At 71.3% G+C, this 15,996-nt stretch carries 13 protein-coding genes; 8 read left to right on the top strand and 5 right to left on the bottom strand.

The genetic code is table 11. From position 1 onward, the window contains the following. The 4 genes from AB0H87_RS01155 to AB0H87_RS01140 form a co-directional block, all read left to right on the top strand. Positions 1-1,199: extracellular solute-binding protein (locus tag AB0H87_RS01155; RefSeq protein WP_360137572.1), on the top strand; the 1,199-nt coding region annotated here is incomplete at its 5' end. A 7-nt stretch (positions 1,200-1,206) separates the two neighbouring features. Further along, a complete protein-coding gene (locus AB0H87_RS01150) occupies positions 1,207-2,145 on the top strand; it encodes a sugar ABC transporter permease (RefSeq protein WP_360137569.1) in 939 nt (312 codons plus the stop codon). Continuing rightward, positions 2,142-2,957 (top strand): carbohydrate ABC transporter permease, encoded by an 816-nt coding sequence (locus AB0H87_RS01145; RefSeq protein WP_360137566.1) that lies wholly within the window; start codon positions 2,142-2,144, stop codon positions 2,955-2,957. Before AB0H87_RS01150 ends, AB0H87_RS01145 begins: the two co-directional genes overlap by 4 nt. Continuing rightward, positions 2,954-4,924, top strand: coding sequence for a beta-galactosidase (locus AB0H87_RS01140; protein ID WP_360137563.1), 1,971 nt, complete (start codon positions 2,954-2,956; stop codon positions 4,922-4,924). Before AB0H87_RS01145 ends, AB0H87_RS01140 begins: the two co-directional genes overlap by 4 nt. On the opposite strand, the gene AB0H87_RS01135 is transcribed toward AB0H87_RS01140, so the two are convergent. Beyond that, positions 4,917-5,438: a hypothetical protein gene (locus AB0H87_RS01135; RefSeq protein WP_360137560.1), complete on the bottom strand. Its 522-nt coding sequence runs from the start codon at positions 5,436-5,438 to the stop codon at positions 4,917-4,919. The genes AB0H87_RS01140 and AB0H87_RS01135 overlap by 8 nt on opposite strands. A 191-nt stretch (positions 5,439-5,629) precedes the next feature. Further along, positions 5,630-6,013: a YciI family protein gene (locus AB0H87_RS01130; protein WP_360137557.1), complete on the bottom strand. Its 384-nt coding sequence runs from the start codon at positions 6,011-6,013 to the stop codon at positions 5,630-5,632. Positions 6,014-6,061: 48 nt separating this feature from the next. On the opposite strand from AB0H87_RS01130, the gene AB0H87_RS01125 reads away from it, so the two are divergent. The 4 genes from AB0H87_RS01125 to AB0H87_RS01110 all read left to right on the top strand — a co-directional run bounded on the left by AB0H87_RS01125 (position 6,062) and on the right by AB0H87_RS01110 (position 12,674). After that, entirely contained in the window at positions 6,062-7,756 is a 1,695-nt protein-coding gene (locus tag AB0H87_RS01125) for an AMP-binding protein (RefSeq protein ID WP_360137554.1), read from the top strand. Positions 7,757-7,816: 60 nt separating this feature from the next. Next, positions 7,817-10,282, top strand: coding sequence for an MMPL family transporter (locus tag AB0H87_RS01120; protein WP_360137551.1), 2,466 nt, complete (start codon positions 7,817-7,819; stop codon positions 10,280-10,282). Between the two features lie 261 nt (positions 10,283-10,543). Beyond that, on the top strand, positions 10,544-11,491 hold the full coding sequence (ligD, locus tag AB0H87_RS01115) for a non-homologous end-joining DNA ligase (protein ID WP_360137548.1): 948 nt from the start codon (positions 10,544-10,546) through the stop codon (positions 11,489-11,491). A gap of 169 nt (positions 11,492-11,660) precedes the next feature. Further along, positions 11,661-12,674, top strand: coding sequence for a MerR family transcriptional regulator (locus AB0H87_RS01110; protein ID WP_360137545.1), 1,014 nt, complete (start codon positions 11,661-11,663; stop codon positions 12,672-12,674). Here AB0H87_RS01110 and AB0H87_RS01105 read toward each other — a convergent pair. From AB0H87_RS01105 to araB, 3 genes are read right to left on the bottom strand one after another with little or no spacing between them, the layout of a single operon-like run. After that, positions 12,664-12,816 (bottom strand): hypothetical protein, encoded by a 153-nt coding sequence (locus AB0H87_RS01105; RefSeq protein ID WP_360137542.1) that lies wholly within the window; start codon positions 12,814-12,816, stop codon positions 12,664-12,666. The genes AB0H87_RS01110 and AB0H87_RS01105 overlap by 11 nt on opposite strands. A gap of 26 nt (positions 12,817-12,842) precedes the next feature. Beyond that, positions 12,843-14,333 carry an L-arabinose isomerase gene (gene araA, locus AB0H87_RS01100; protein ID WP_360137538.1) on the bottom strand — a complete coding sequence of 497 codons (1,491 nt, stop codon included), beginning with the start codon at positions 14,331-14,333 and terminating at the stop codon, positions 12,843-12,845. A 17-nt stretch (positions 14,334-14,350) separates the two neighbouring features. Further along, entirely contained in the window at positions 14,351-15,994 is a 1,644-nt protein-coding gene (gene araB, locus AB0H87_RS01095; RefSeq protein ID WP_360137535.1) for a ribulokinase, read from the bottom strand. Between the last annotated feature and the right edge of the window lie 2 nt (positions 15,995-15,996).

Below are 15,996 nucleotides of genomic sequence, written 5' to 3'. Positions count from 1 at the left end.
GACGGCGCACAGGTGACCATCTCCCCCACCCCGGTGGTGGCGGCGCGGCGGGCGACCCCTGGACCAGCGGCCAGAAGGACGCGGCGGCCGAGTGGGCGAAGGCCACCGGCGGCACGCTCGACCTCGACGCCGTCCCCTACGAGAACCTCCACGACAAGCAGGCGCTGGCGCTCGCGGGCGCCGGCGGGTACGACATCCTTTACGTGCACCCGAGCTGGTTCGGTGAGTTCGCCAAGGCCGGCTATCTCGCACCGATCGACGACAAGCTGGCCGACGCGAAGCGCAACCCGGGCGGGTTCTCGGCCGACTCCTACCTTCCGAACGTGCTCGCGCAGGGCAAGTACGACGGCAAGCAGTACTGCCTGCCCGACTTCGTCTCGACCACCGTGCTCGCGTACCGCAAGGACGTGTTCGAGAAGAACAACCTGCGTCCGCCGACCACCCTCGACGAGGTCGCGGCCGCCGCGGCCACGCTCAACGGCAAGGACGGCATGGCCGGCATCGCCCTGCCCGGCAAGCGCGGCGGCGCCGTCGCCGACGTGATGGGCTCGCTGCTCACGGCCCAGGGCAACTGGTGGTTCGGGCCTGACGGCAAGACCACCCTCGACAAGAACGCGGCGGCGACCGCGGTCAGCTTCTACGTGAAGGCGGCGAAGAACGCGCCGAGCGGCGTGCTCAACTTCCACGTGGACGAGGCGTCGACCGCCGCGGCGCAGGGCAAGGCCGCGATGATCATCAGCACCACGCCGTCGCTCCAGGCGCTGGAGGACCCGGCGAAGTCGTCGACGGCCGGCAAGTGGGGTTACGTCCCGCTCGCCTTCACCGCTGACAAGCCGGCCGGCGAGCTCATCTACTGGAACTGGTGCATCGCCGCCAAGTCCGACCAGCAGGATGCGGCGTACTCGTTCCTGCAGTGGTACACCAGCGGCGCGCAGCAGGCGAAGGTCGCGATCGCGGCGGCCACCGGCGGTGCGACGAAGGACTTCTACACCAACGCGGACGTGGCGGCGAAGCTGCCGTTCCTCGACGCGATGAACAAGGCCCTGACCAACTCCAACCCGCAGCCGAGCGTGGCGGCCTGGCCGAAGGCCCAGGACCAGATCGAGCTGGCGGTGCAGGAGGCGATCCAGGGCAACAAGTCTCCCGAGCAGGCCGCGGACGCGATGTTCCAGGCGGTGTCCTCGGCTCTTGGTGGGTGATCGACGGGTGGACACCCTGACGCGGCCCGGACCGGTGGACACGCCGGTCCGGGCCGGGCCCCGGCGCCGCGGGCGACACGGCCGCGGGCTCGGCTACGGCATGCTGACGCCGTCGCTCGTGGTGCTGGCGGTGCTGATCATCCTGCCGCTGGCGTACTCCCTGGTGCTCTCGCTCTTCTCCTGGAAGCTGACCGACCTCAACCTGCCGAAGCCGTTCGTCGGCATCGACAACTACACGCGGATCCTCGACGACCCGACCGTCGGCCGGGCGCTGGTCAACACCGTGATCTACGTGGTCGGCGCGATCAGCGTCGAACTGGTGCTGGGTTTCGTGGTCGCGGCGGCGCTGTTCGAGATGACCAAGGGCCGGAAGCTGGCCAACGCGCTGATCCTGCTGCCGATGATCATCGCGCCGGTGGTCACCGCGCTGCTCTGGCGCTACCTGCTCGATCCGCAGTTCGGACTCGTCACCCAGCTGTCCGGAGCGGTCGGGTTGCCCAGCGGCGTCGGCTGGTTCGGCTCGTCGGGGCTGGCGCTGCCGGCCCTGATCGCGGTCGACGTCTGGCAGTGGACGCCGTTCGTCGTGCTGGTCATGCACGCGGGCATGTTGTCGATCGGCGAGGAGCAGTTCGAGGCGGCCCGGGTCGACGGCGCCGGCCACATCCGGATCCTGCGCAGCATCGTGCTCCCGGCGATCGTGCCGCAGATCCTGTTGATCCTGCTGTTCCGCACGATGGACACCTACCGGATCTTCGACACGGTCTTCGTGCTCACCAAGGGCGGGCCGGGGCTGGCCACGGAGACGATCGGCCTCTACACGTACCGGACGGGCTTCTCCTACTTCGACATGGGGTACGCGATGGCGCTGAGCGTCTTCATCCTGCTCACCGTCCTGGTGATCTCCGCCGTCTACATCCGGCTGCTGCGCCGACGGGAGGCGCTGTGAAGCGGTGGACGCTCGCCAGCTACACGATCGTGGTCGTGTTCCTGCTCGGCGTGCTGGTGCCGATCGCGGCGGTGGTCGTCAACTCGCTCAAGGTGCCGGCCGACATCTTCACCCCGTCGCTGAAGCTGGCCTTCACGCCCACGCTGTCGAACTATGCCAAGGTGCTCGGCGAGCTGCACTTCCAGTCGTTCCTGGTGAACAGCACGCTGGTGGCGCTCGGCAGCACGCTGCTGTCCCTTGTGGTCGGTGTGCCGGCGGCGTACGCGCTGGCCCGCCTGCCCATCCGCGGCCGCGAGTTCTGGGCCGGCGGCATCCTGTTCACCCGGATGGTGCCGGCGGTCGCCCTGGTCGTGCCGATGTACGTGATCTTCCAGCGCACCTCGTTGCTGGGCACCTACTTCGCGCTGATCGCGGCGGACACGACGTTCAACCTGCCGATCGTCATCTGGATGATGCGGTCGTTCTTCGAGGAGCTGCCGCCGGATCTCGAAGAGGCGGCGCTCGTCGACGGCTCGGGCCGGTTCGGCGCGTTCCGGCGCGTGGCCCTGCCGTTGACGGCGCCCGGCCTGGCCGCGACCGCGGTGCTCTGCTTGCTGTTCTCGTGGAACGAGTTCCTGTTCGCCCTCGTCCTGTCGGGGCGGGACACCCAGACCGTGCCGATCGGGGTCGCGAGCTTCATCGGCACGGTGTCCGTCGACTGGGGTGGCAGCTCGGCCGCGGCCGTGCTCGCGCTGATCCCGGTCTTCGTCCTCGGCCTCGCCGCACAACGGTTCCTGGTGCGCGGCCTCACGTTTGGAGCAGTGAAGGGATGATCGTCGGGGCACAGTACTACCGGCCGCCGAACCCGCCACGGGACGACTGGGAGCGCGACCTCGCCCGGATGCGGTCGGCCGGCTTCGACACGGTCAAGCTCTGGGCCTGCTGGTCGTGGATGCAACCGACGCCCGACACGATCGACTTCGCGGACCTCGACCGGCTCCTCGACCTGGCGCACGAGCAGGGGCTCGGCGTGGTCGTCAACACGATCCTGGAGAACGCCCCCTACTGGCTGGCCGCGCGGCATCCGGCGGCGCACTATCACGATCACGAGCAGCGTCCGGTGCGGCTGACCGCCGCGATGAACACGCCGGGTGGCGGCTGGCCGGGGCTCTGTTTCGACAACCCGGCGGTGTGGGAGGCGGCGGCTTCCTTTCTCACCGCCGTGGTCTCGCGCTATCGCGAGCATCCGGCGCTGCGGGTGTGGGACGTGTGGAACGAGCCGCACGTCGAGCCCGCGTCGTACTTCCCGGATCGCCTCTACTGTTACTGCGCCGCCTCGGTGGCGGCGTTCGTCGCGGGCCTGCGGTCGTCCTACGGCTCGTTGGACGCGCTCAACTCGGCGTGGTCGCGCCGGTTCTCCGACTGGGACCAGGTCGAGCCGCCCCGCCTCTTCGAGGCCGTGCCGGACATGGTCGACTGGCGGTCGCACTGGTTCCGGAACCTGGCCGCGTGGCTCGACCGGCGGTGTGCCGTCGTGCGGGCCGCTGATCCGGCGCATGCGGTGATGACGCACGTGGCGCTGAGCGGGTTCACCGGGCAGCTCGCGACGCACACCCTCGACGAATACACCTTGACGGCGCCCGTCGACGTGTTCGGGACGTCGAGCTTTCCGACGTGGCTGATGGCCGACGACCACGTCGAGCATCTGTTCAACCTGGACACCGCGCGCGGCGCCGCGGACGGGAAACCGTTCTGGCAGGCGGAGTTGCAGGGTGGGCGGGGTCGCCGCTACGGCCGCGACAGCACACCGCATCCCGCGCCGTCGACGGTCGCGTTGTGGATGTGGAACGCGCTGGCGGCGGGCGCGTCCGGGGTGATGTTCTGGCAATGGCGGCCTGAGCTGCTCGGGCCGGAGTCACCCGGTTACGGCTTGTGCGCCCCGGACGGGAGCGTGACCGAGCGGGTGGCGGCGGCGTCCGGGTTCGCGGCCGCGGTCCGGTCGCTGGACGGTGCCGTCGCTGCGCCCGGGTCGGTCGGGCTGCTGGTTTCCCGCGACTCGGCACTGCACGCCTTCGCCTCGGACCGCTCGATGTCGCTCTACCGCGATGCCGTCCTCGGCGCGTACCGCGTGCTGCTCGACGCGGACCTGCCGATCGAGATCCTGCACGCGGACCGGGTCGCGGTGGACGGGGTGCCGGCCCACGTGACGTCCCTCTACTGGCCGATGCCGTCCGTGGCCGGCGCGGAGCTGGGGTCGGCGTTGGGCGCGTTCGTCCATCGTGGAGGTACGCTGCTGTCCGAGGCGGCGCCAGGTGAGTACGACCCGCTCGGTCGGCGGCGTCCGTCGGTGCCGGGTGCGGGTCTGGCGGGGTTGTTCGGGGTGCGGCAGGTCGACGCCGACATCGTCACGTCCGTCCCGGTGGGCGGGCTGACCGGACACTGGCAGCGCGAAACGCTGGCGGTGGCCGACGCCGCGGTGGTGGCGACGTTCGCCGACGGCACGCCGGGCATCGTGCGCAAGGGCGGTGCGGTGCTGGTGGCCACGTATCCGTCGCTCGGCTACGCCGCCACCGGCGACGCCGGCACCCGGGAGGCTTTGGTCGACCTGCTCGCGCCCGACCACCGGCGTGCCCTCACCTGGGACAGGCCCGGGCCCGGGCTGCTGCACCGCGTGCTGACCCGGCCCGACGGCGCGCCGGTCGTGGTGGCGGTCAACTGGACCGACGCGGAGCAGAAGGCGGTCGTGTCGGGCACCAACGTCACGGTGCCGGCTCGGTCCGGAGCGTTCTTCCCTAGCTGACCGCGGAGATCCGGCTCCGGATCTCCGCAATCCCACAGTCGTGGTCGTCGTCGGTGTCGGTCCGGCCGTGGCAGTGGAACGGGTGCTGGGCGGATCGTGGCGGCGAGACCGTGACCGACCGCCCGCGGCCGGGGGCGGAGAAGGTCTCGCCCTCGCCGCCGAGCCGCAGCACGACGTCTTCCTTGGCCTCGCCGCACTCGACGGTCACGACGAGCCGGCCTGCGTAGTCGGCCTCGCCGCCCAGCAGGTGGACGATCAGCACCCCGCCTTCGCCCGGGGCGAGGCTGACGGAGAACGCGTGACCGGACAGGAGGTCCTCCCCGCTCCGCTGGTCGATCTCGATGCGCCCGCCTTCGGCGAGGTGGGCGAAGGCCTCGACGATGTCGTCGTTGCCGGCGGTTGCGCACTCGAACCAGATCACCGGCCGCGGCTCGCCGCGGGTCAGCTCCTCGACGCGCAGGTTGGCGAGATGCAGGATGGCCCCGGTCGTGCCGGCATTGCGCATGTTGACCATGTGTGACTGACTGGCAGGGAAACGGCCACGACCACCGCGGCCACGGCCGCGACGCCGGAAATCCCGACCCACCATTTGTGCGTCAGGGCTCGGTGCGCGAGGGCCCGCAACCGGCCAGGTGCTCCACTGTCGACCATCGCGTCGGACGATAGGACCAGCGCTGTGGCCCAGTCGCACAAAGTGTCCGAACGCTACCGATCGGTGACGTCGCCTGACCAGACGGGTCGCAGCTCGACCAGGCCGAGGGCCGACTCCGGGATCCGCGCCGCCCACTCCTGGGCCCGCTCCCGCGACGCGCAGTCGACCAGGTAGAACCCGGCGAGGTATTCCTTCGACTCCGCGAACGGGCCGTCGCTCGGCAGCCCCAGCGACGCCAGGGCCGCCGGCTCGGCCGGGAGGCGCGTGCCGGTCGACGGGTCCGCGAGGCGTTCCGACAGCACCAGCTCGCCCGCGGACTCCATGGCCGCGCGGAGGGCCAGGTGTTCGGTCATGCCTTCCGCGCGCTGCTCGTCCGTGAAGCCCTCCCAGATCGCGCGCGACCGCGGGTTGCCGTACACCATGATCAGATATTTCATGCCCTTCAGTGTCGCGCGCCGCACGATGATCGGGAGCAGACTGGTGCGGTGAGCGGAGAAGCGTTTCGGGCGGCGCGGGACTATCTCCTCGACGTCGCCGACGACTACGAGCGGGCGTTCGCCGAGTTTCGCTGGCCTGAGCTGGACACCTTCAACTGGGCGCTGGACTGGTTCGACCCGATGGCCGAGGGCAACGACGCGCCGGCCCTGTGGATCGTCGAGGAGGACGGTTCCGAGGCCAAGCGGTCTTTCCAGGAGCTGGCGCGGCGCTCCGACCAGGTGGCCAACTTCCTGCGTTCCGACGCCGGGGTGGCCCGTGGCGACCGGGTCATCGTCATGCTCGGCAACCAGGTCGAGCTGTGGGAGACGATCCTGGCGTGCGCCAAGCTCGGCGCCGTGATCATCCCGGCGACGCCGTTGCTCGGGCCGGCGGACCTGCGCGACCGGCTCGACCGGGGCGGGGCCCGGCACGTCATCACGACCACCGCGTCGACCGGCAAGCTGGCGGACGTCGCCGGTGACTACACGCGGATCGCGGTTGGCGGCGGTGACCTCCCGGCGGGCTGGATCGACTACGCGGCGAGCCTCGACGCCGGCGCGGAGTTCAGCCCCGACGGGCCGACCAAGGCGACCGACCCGCTGCTGCTCTACTTCACCTCCGGGACCACCGCGCTGCCGAAGCTCGTGGAGCACACGCACGCTTCGTACCCCGTCGGTCATCTCTCGACCATGTACTGGATCGGCCTGCGGCCCGGGGACGTCCACCTCAACATCTCGTCGCCGGGGTGGGCCAAGCACGCGTGGAGCAACGTCTTCGCGCCGTGGAACGCGCAGGCGTGCGTGTTCCTCTACAACTACAGCCGGTTCGACGCGTCCGCACTGATGGCGCAGATGGACCGCTGCGGCGTGACGACGTTCTGTGCGCCGCCGACCGTCTGGCGCATGCTCGTGCAGGCCGACCTGCGCCGGCTGGGCACGCCGCCGCGGGAGGCGGTGGCCGCGGGCGAACCCCTCAACCCAGAGATCATCTCCCGGGTACGCGAGGCGTGGGGCCTGACCATCCGCGACGGCTTCGGGCAGACCGAGACGACGGTGCAGATCGCCAACACGCCCGGGCAGCCGGTGAAGCCGGGCTCGATGGGAAGGCCGTTGCCGGGGTACGCCGTCGCTCTGGTCGACCCGTCCACCGGCAAACCCGGCGACGACGGCGAGATCTGCCTGGACCTCAGCGCCCGGCCGCTCGGGCTGATGGTCGGCTACCGGGGCGACCCGGAACGCAACGCGGAGGCGATGGCCGGCGGCTACTACCACACCGGCGACGTCGGGTCGCGCGACTCGGACGGCTACATCACCTATGTCGGGCGGATGGACGACGTGTTCAAGGCGTCCGACTACCGGATCTCGCCGTTCGAGCTGGAGAGCGTCCTGATCGAGCATCCGGCGGTGGCGGAGGCCGCGGTGGTGCCGTCGCCGGACCCGGTGCGGCTCGCGGTGCCCAAGGCCTTCGTGGTGCTGGCCGCGGGCTGGGAGCCGGACGCGTCGACGGCGGCCGCGATCTTCGCGCACTGCCGGGAGCACCTGGCGCCGTTCAAGCGCGTACGCCGGATCGAGTTCGCTCCGCTGCCCAAGACGCTGTCGGGCAAGATCCGCCGGGTCGAGCTGCGGACCGGCGACCACGAGGCGTACGCCGCCGGCGGCCGCCCGACGACGGAATTCCGCGAGGAGGACGTCCGGGCGAGTTGACCGTTTTAAGCTGTATGCCCGGTCCCTGGACCGCCTTGGGCCGCCCGAAGGGGACCTCGCATGCACGCGTTCCTGGCCCGCCTCGGGCGCACCTGCGCCCGCCACCACTGGATCGTCATCGGCGCGTGGCTGGTTTTGGTGGTCGGCCTGGTGGTGGGCAACAACCGGTGGGGCGGGGACTACGTCAACGACTACACGGTGCCGGGTAGCCAGTCCGACAAGGGCGCGCAGGTCATCTCCGACGAGTTCCTGGGGCAGAGCACGTTCGTCGGTCAGCTCGTCTTCCAGGCGCCGCCGGGCGCGACGGTGGTGGCCCAGCAGAACGTGATCAACGAGGCGGTGGCCAACACGGCCAAGCTGGGCCACGTGATCAGCGCGACGAGTCCGTTCGCGACGAGCCCGCCGACGGTGTCGCCGGACGGCACGATCGCGTACGGCAACGTCAACTACGACATCTCCACGGACACGCTCGGCGACGATTACCTGGACCAGCTCAACCAGGCGGTGGCGCCGGCGCGGGCGGCCGGGCTCACCGTCGAGTACGGCGCCGCGTCCGGCCAGATCGCCCGCGGCACCAACGACCTGGGCTCGGAACTGGTCGGCATCATCGTGGCGTTCGTACTCCTCTTCCTGATCTTCTTCTCGATCGTCGCGGCGCTGATCCCGCTGGTGTCCGCGGTGTTCTCGGTCCTCGCCGCCCTGTCGATCATCGGTTTGCTGGCCGCGGTGGTGACGTTCCCGACGACGGGCCCGACGCTGGCGACGCTGCTGGGCCTGGGCGTGGCGATCGACTACGGCCTGTTCCAGGTGGCCCGGCACCGCGAGGACCTGGCCGACACCGACGACTACGTGGGAGCGGCGGCGAGCGCGAACACCCACTCCGGGATGGCGATCCTGGTGGCCGGGACGACCGTGATCATCGCGATGCTCGGGCTGTATATCGCGGGGCTGCCGTTCATCAGCGCGCTCGGCGTGTCGGCGGCGCTGGGCGTGGCGATGACGATGATCGCGGCGCTGACGTTGATTCCGGCGTTCCTGGGCCTGTCCGGGCGCACGGTCCGCGCGATGCGCTTCCGCCGCCGGCGGGAGGTTGGCGTCGGGATTCCGCCCGCCCCGCCGCACCCGCGGCAGAACGGGGGGCCGGGCGGTTCGCTCAAGGGCGGGGAGGCTGGGGCGGGTCGGTCGCCCGTTTCGGACGCCGACGAAGGTGTGACCGGCCGGCGCGGGCGGGTCGATTCCGCTGAAGGCGACGCGGGCCCGGCCGGGCCGTCGCCCGTGCCGGACGCCGGGCCGGCGGGACAACCGGAGGCGGCGGGTCCCCGGCGGGCCAGCGCCTCACCTGGAGCGAACGTTGGTGGCTCGTCGGGAGGGGCACGGACCGACTCCGTCACGCATCCGTCGCATGAGCACGGTGCGTTCGCCCGGTGGGGGCGGTACGTCAGCCGGCGGCCGTGGCCCTGGGCCATCGCGGCCGTCGTCGCGCTACTGGTGATCACGATCCCGTTGATCTGGATCGACTTCGGGCAGCTCGGGCCCGGCACGGATCCGCCGAGCTACACCGACCGCCGGGCGTACGACCTGATCTCCCAAGGTTTTGGCCCCGGCGCCAACGGGCCGCTGACGATCGTCGTCGAGATCCCGCCCGGCAGCTCCGCGGAGACCCTGCTGACCAGCACGCGGCTGAGCCTCGAACAGCAGCCCGGCGTGGCCTCGGTGACGCAGCCGCTGGTCGACCCGCAAGGGACCGCCGCCCTGATCAACGTCATCCCGACCACCGGCCCGACGGACCAGGCGACCACCGACCTGCTGCACCGGATCCGCGACGACGTCATGCCGAACGTGCCGGCGACCACGTACGTGACGGGACAGACGGCGGGCTACGACGACTTCACGGCGCGGACCGTCGAGCGGCTGCCGTGGCTGATCCTCGCGGTCGTGATCCTGTCGCTGCTGCTGTTGACCACCGCCTTCCGCTCGCTGGTGATCGGCATCCAGGCCGCGCTGATGAACCTGCTCTCGGTCGGCGCCGCCTACGGCGTGATCGTCGCCGTCTTCCAGTGGGGCTGGGGCGCGTCGTGGATCGGGGTGGACATGCCCCTGTCGATCCCGGCGTACGTCCCAATGATCATGTTCGCCGTCGTGTTCGGCCTGTCGATGGACTACGAGGTCTTCCTCATGTCCCGCGTACACGAGGCCTACCTGCACACGCGGGACACCCGCCGCAGCGTCGCCCTCGGCATCGGCGGCACGGCCCGGGTGATCACGACGGCCGCACTGATCATGATCGTGGTATTCATCAGCTTCGTCGCGGACCCGGACCCGACGATCAAAATGCTGGCCGTAGGCATGGCGGTATCGGTGCTGCTGGACGCGAGCATCGTCCGAATGATCCTGGTGCCAGCAATCCTCTCGATCCTCGGCGACCGCTCCTGGTGGATCCCACGGTGGCTCGACCGCATCCTCCCCCACCTCGACATCGAGGGCGCCCCACCTCCGAAGCCCCAACTGGAAGAGGCCCACCGATGAGCCCAGCCGCGCGGCGCACAGGCACCGACCGGCCGCCGGTCGTCGAGCCCGAGCAGGCGGAACGATGAGCCCGACCGCCCCAGCGCAACTCGCCCCGGGCCGTCCCGCTGCCGGCCGCCGAGTGCGAGGTGGCACAGCCACGACCGCGGCCGCGCGGCGCAACCCGCCAAGGACTGGCCGGCCGCCGGTCGCCGAAGCCGAGCGGGCCCAGCCGTGAGCCCCGCGGCGCGGAGGAAGCCGCCTGGCCTCGGGTGGCCGCCCGTGATCGAGCCCATGCTGGCCGTGCCGGGTGAGATTCCGACCGCGCCCGGCTGGGCGTACGAGTTCAAGTGGGACGGAGTCCGCACGGTCGCCTACACCGACGCGCGCGGTGGCATCAGGCTGCGCTCCCGCAACGATCTCGACGTCACCGCCAGCTATCCCGAGCTCGGCGTCGTCGCCGACCTTGTCGGGCGCCGGCGGGTCGTGCTCGACGGCGAGATCGTCACCTTCGACAAGCGCGGCGTCTCCTCGTTTTCCGCGCTCCAGCGCCGGATGCACGTCGTCAGCCCCAGCCCGGCGCTGATCTCCGGCACGCCGGTCGTCTACGGCGTCTTCGACGTGCTCTTCCTCGACGAGCCGCTGACCTCGCGCCCGTGGCACGAGCGCCGCGCCGTGCTCGAGGACCTGGGCATCGACGAGCAGCCGATCCTGGTCGCGCCCTACTTCGAGACCGACCCGGACGCGGTCATGGCGACCGCCCGCGAGCGCGGCCTGGAGGGCGTGGTCTCCAAGCGCGTCGACGGCACCTATCACCCCGGACGGCGCTCCCCCGTCTGGCTCAAGACCCCCTTCATCCAGACCACCGAGGTGGTCGTGGTCGGCTGGAAACCCGGCGCCGGCCGGCGCGCGGGGACGATCGGCTCGCTGGTCCTGGGCGCCTACGACGAGCAGGACAAGCTCGCCTACTGCGGCGGGGTCGGCACCGGCTTCACGGACGACATGCTCGACGAGCTGCTCGCCCTGCTGGGCCCGCTGGAAACCGACCGCTCACCGCTGGCATATGAGATCCCCACGGCGGACCGGCGCGGGGTGCGCTGGGTGCGCCCTAGGGTGGTCGGCGAAGTGGTCTTCCGGTCAGTGACCCCGGAGGGAAGACTCCGCCACCCGGCCTGGCGCGGCCTGCGCCCAGACCGCCGACCGCGCGAGGCCCGTCTCCCGCACCCATGAACCCCGCCAGAATCACCCCGTGTTCCATACGGACATGAGTACCAGCCACCACCGACAAGAATCGTCGGCAGGCAGGCAACCAAGCAAGCAAGCAAGCAAGCAAGCAAGCAAGCAAGACTTGACCCTCGACCAGGTCGAGGCATCAGGGTTCCGGGATGTGGAGAGCGACATGCGGACCATAGGCGACACCGCCCGCGCCAGCGGGCTGTCCGTGAGCGCCCTGCGGTTCTACGACCGCGAGGGCGTCCTCGTGCCGGCCCTGGTCGATCCGGAGAACGGCTACCGCTGGTACACCGACGAGCAGATCCGGCAGGCCCGGCTGGTCGCCGGGCTGCGGCGGGTCGGCATGCCGGTCGCCGAGATCGCCGCCGTGCTCGGTGCACGCAACGACGCCGCGCACCGGCTGCTGGACCAGCACCTGCATCGCCTCGAGACGGGCCTCGTCGATGCCCGCCGTGAGCTCTCCCGCGTACACGCCCTTCTCGACACGCAGGAGATCCCGATGACCACCATCACCCTGACCAGCACCGTCCTCGCCGCCGCGTTCGACTCGGTGCGCTTCGCGGCCGGCAACGACCCCGAGCTGCCGATGCTCACCGGCGTCCTGGTCGACGTCGAACCGGACGCGGTGACCTTCGTGGCCACCGACCGCTACCGGATGGCGATCCACCGCGAACCCGTCACCGTCACCGGCGAGCCGGTCAGGGTGATCGCCCCGCTCCCCTGGGTCGACGAACTGCGCGGCAAACGCACGAGCGAGCCGGTCACCCTCCGCCTCGACGGCTCCAGCATCGAGGCCACCGGCGACGGTTGGACGATCAAGGACACACCGCGCCAGTACGACTACACCGACTGGCGCCGGGCGATCGAGGCGCGCACCACGGGCGGCGACCCGCGCACGGCGGCGGTCGACCCGGCGGTGCTCCGCGCGGCCATCACGAAAGGCAGGGACCACGAGCTGGTCGTGCTGGCCATCGGCGAGGGCGCACGAATCGACGTGGTCAGCGACGCCGACCGGCACGACGACCACGTCGCGGTCAACCGCGAGTTCCTCCTCCAGGCCCTCGAAGCGGGCGGCGACGGCCAGCTGGTGCTCGAGCTCGACGGCCCGATCCGCCCGCTGGCCATCCGCCGCAGCGCCGACGACCGCGCGTACTCCCTGCTGATGCCCGTCAAGCCCTGACGGCCGGCGCCTGTTGCAGCAGCGCAGCCGGCAGTTCGGGGCCGGCCGGGAGCGCCACCGGTTCCTTGGCGCGCGCGACCAGCTCCACCACTGTCCGGCTGAGCTGCTGCGCCGACTGCGACATCGACTCGTTGGCGGTCACGATCGCCGTGACCACCTCCAACCGCGTCAGAGACCCCGGGCCAGCCGGTGGTACGCGGCCGTCCAGCGCAGTTCCTGGACGAAGCGCCGGACGGTCGTCTGGCCGTCCACAAGGGCGAGTTCGGTCCCCGTCAGCTCGGCCAGGTCGTGGAGTTCCGCGGCGCCGAGGGCCTGGGTCAGGGCCGTGTGGTGTGGACCACCCGCGGTCAGCCAGGCCTCGGCCGCGGTGAGCAGGTCCGGTCGCGGCGTCCAGATCGCCCGGGCCACGGGCAGTTTCGGCAACGGGTGGTCCGCCGGCACGACGTCGACCTCGTTGGCCACGAGGCGGAAGCGATCGCCCAGGTCCGCCAGGCCGATCACCACGGCCGGGCCGGGTGCGGCGTCGAAGACCAGACGGACCGGGTCCTCCCGGCCACCGATCGACAGCGGATGGATCTCGGCGCGCGGTGTGCCGCCGGCGATCGACGGGCAGATCTCCAGCATGTGCGCGCCCAGCGTGCGCTCGTGGCCGGGGGTCAGGTCGTAGGTGTAATCCTCCATGAACGAGGTGCCGCCGGGCAGCCCGGCCGACATCGCCTTCAGCGTGCGGACCAGCACCGCGGTCTTCCAGTCGCCCTCGCCGCCGAAGCCGTAGCCGTCGGCCATCAGGCGCTGCACCGCGAGCCCGGGCAGCTGCCGCAACCCGCCCAGGTCCTCGAAGTTCGTGGTGAACGCCCGAAAGCCGCCGTCGGTGAGGAAGGAACGCAGGCCCAGCTCGATCCGGCCGGCGTAGCGGAGCGACTCGTGTCGTTCACCGCCGGGCCGCAGCTCCGGGGACAGCGCGTAGACCTGGTCGTACTCCGTGACGAGCTTGTCCACATCAGAGTCCGTCGCGTCGTCGACGGCGGCGGCCAGCTCCGTCACGCCGTACGTGTTGACCGACACCCCGAAGTGCAGCTGGGCCTCGACCTTGTCGCCTTCGGTGACGGCCACGTCGCGCATGTTGTCGCCGAACCGGGCCAGCCGCAGCGACCGCATCTCCGCCCGGCCCAGCGCGGCCCGCGTCCATCCGCCGATCCGGGCGGTCACCCGCGGGTCGCTGACGTGCCCGGCCACCGTCTTGCGCGGCACGCCGAGGCGGGTCTGCACGTAGCCGAACTCGCGGTCGCCGTGCGCCGCCTGGTTGAGGTTCATGAAGTCCATGTCGATGTCGGCCCACGGCAAGGCCACATTGGACTGCGTGTGCAGGTGCAGCAGCGGCACGTCGAGCGCGTCCAGCCCGGCGATCCACATCTTGGCCGGCGAGAACGTGTGCATCCAGGCGATCACCCCGATCACGCCCTCCGTGCTGGCCGCGGCCCGGCAGCAGCGCAGGATGGCGTCCGACGAGGTGAGCACGGGCTGCCATTCGACGGCGGCCGGCACGTCGGCCGAGGCGTCGAGGACGGCCGCGATCTCCTGCGACTGCGCGGCGACCTGGCGCAGCGTGTCCGCGCCGTAGAGCTCCTGGCTACCTGTGAGGAACCACAAACGGCTCATGTCCGTCCTCCCTGCGGTCAAGCGCCCGCGCGGCGGGCGTGCAGACGGTGCAACACGTTCGAGGCCCCGCGCCCGAAGTGGTCGTGCAACTCGCGGTAGTCGGCATAGATCGGGTCGTACGCGTCGGCGCGCTCGGCATCGGGCCGGTAGACCGCCGGACCCCGGCTGCCCATCACGGCCGCCGCGGTGCGGACGTCGGTGTAGTGCCCGGCGGCGACCGCGGCGTGGATCGCCGAGCCCAGCGCGGGGCCCTGCGCCGAGCCGATCACCGCGATCGGGCGGCGCAGCACGTCGGCGTACACCTGCATGAGGAACGCGTTCTTGAGCAGCCCGCCCGCCGCGACCACCTCGGTGACCGGCACGCCGGCCGCCTCGAACGTCTCGATGATCATCCGGGTGCCGTACGCGGTCGCCTCGACGAGCGCGCGGTACTGCTCCTCCGGCCGGGTGGCCAGCGTCTGGCCGAGGATCACGCCGGAGAGCGCGTGGTCGACCAGCACCGACCGGTTGCCGCTGTGCCAGTCGAGCGCGACCAGGCCGTGTGCGCCCACCGGCTGCGCGGCCGCCAGCGCGCTCAGGTGCTCGTGGATGTCCCGCCCCGCGGCCGCGGCGTCGTCCAGATAGGACGGTGGCACCGAGGTCGACGCGAACCACGCGAAGATGTCGCCGACGCCGCTCTGGCCGGCCTCGTAGCCCCACAGCCCGGAGACGATCCCGTCGGCCACCACCCCGCACATCCCGGGCACCTCGGCGAGCTGGTCGCTGGAGAGCACGTGGCAGGTGGAGGTGCCCATGATGGCGACGAGCTGGCCGGGCTCGACGGCCCGGGCGGCCGGCGCGGTGACGTGCGCGTCGACGTTGCCGACGGCGACCGCGATGCCCTCGGGCAGGCCGGTGAGCGCGGCCGCGCGCGCGGTCAGCGAGCCGGCCCGACCACCCAATGGGGACAGTGGATGCCGCAGCTTGTCGACGAAGTCGGCGAACCGCGGGTCGAGCGCGGCGAGGTAGTCGCGCGAAGGATAGGAGTCGTCCTGGTGGATCCCCTTGTAGCCCGCGGTGCACACGTTGCGCGTCTCCGCACCGCACAGCTCCCAGACGATCCAGTCGGCCGCCTCGATCCAGCGCTCGGCGCGGTCGTAGAGCTCCGGGTCCTCGTCGAGCACCTGCAGGCCCTTGGCGAACTGCCACTCTGACGAGATCCGGCCGCCGTAGCGGCGCAGCCACGGCTCGCCGCGCGCCTCGGCCACCGCGTTGATCCGGTCGGCCTGGCCCTGTGCGGCGTGGTGCTTCCAGAGTTTCGGGTACGCGTGCGGCCGGTCCGCCAGGCCGTCGAGCTCGCAGAGCGGGGTGCCGTCGGCCAGCGTCGGCAGCACCGTGCAGGCGGTGAAGTCGGTGCCGATGCCGACGACGTCCGAGGCGGGGACGTCGGCGGCCGCGAGCGCCTTGGGCACCGCCTCACGCACCACGTCGCGCCAGTCCTGCGGCACCTGCAGGGCCCAGCTCGGCGGAAGCGGCCGCCCGGTGCCAGGCAGGGCGCGCTCGACGGCGCCGTGCGCGTACTCGTGCACCGCGGAACCGACCTCGGCGCCGTCGGACACCCGGACCACGACGGCCCGACCCGAGAGCGTGCCGAAGTCGATCCCGATCACATGCGCGGCCATGG

It is taken from the genome of Asanoa sp. NPDC050611 (assembly GCF_040654855.1).
Classification (GTDB): Bacteria; Actinomycetota; Actinomycetes; order Mycobacteriales; family Micromonosporaceae; genus Asanoa.
Note: the sequence above shows the minus strand (reverse complement) of the source record. Positions and strands in the feature narration are given on the sequence as shown.

Bases quoted from the DNA above. Each gene is read 5' to 3' on its own strand.
- AB0H87_RS01140 (WP_360137563.1), top strand. From the start codon at position 2,954: ATGATCGTCGGGGCACAGTACTACCGGCCGCCGAACCCGCCACGGGAC.
- AB0H87_RS01135 (WP_360137560.1), bottom strand. From the start codon at position 5,438: ATGGTCAACATGCGCAATGCCGGCACGACCGGGGCCATCCTGCATCTC.
- AB0H87_RS01130 (WP_360137557.1), bottom strand. From the start codon at position 6,013: ATGAAATATCTGATCATGGTGTACGGCAACCCGCGGTCGCGCGCGATC.
- AB0H87_RS01120 (WP_360137551.1), top strand. From the start codon at position 7,817: ATGCACGCGTTCCTGGCCCGCCTCGGGCGCACCTGCGCCCGCCACCAC.
- AB0H87_RS01110 (WP_360137545.1), top strand. From the start codon at position 11,661: ATGCGGACCATAGGCGACACCGCCCGCGCCAGCGGGCTGTCCGTGAGC.
- araA (WP_360137538.1), bottom strand. From the start codon at position 14,333: ATGAGCCGTTTGTGGTTCCTCACAGGTAGCCAGGAGCTCTACGGCGCG.
- araB (WP_360137535.1), bottom strand. From the start codon at position 15,994: ATGGCCGCGCATGTGATCGGGATCGACTTCGGCACGCTCTCGGGTCGG.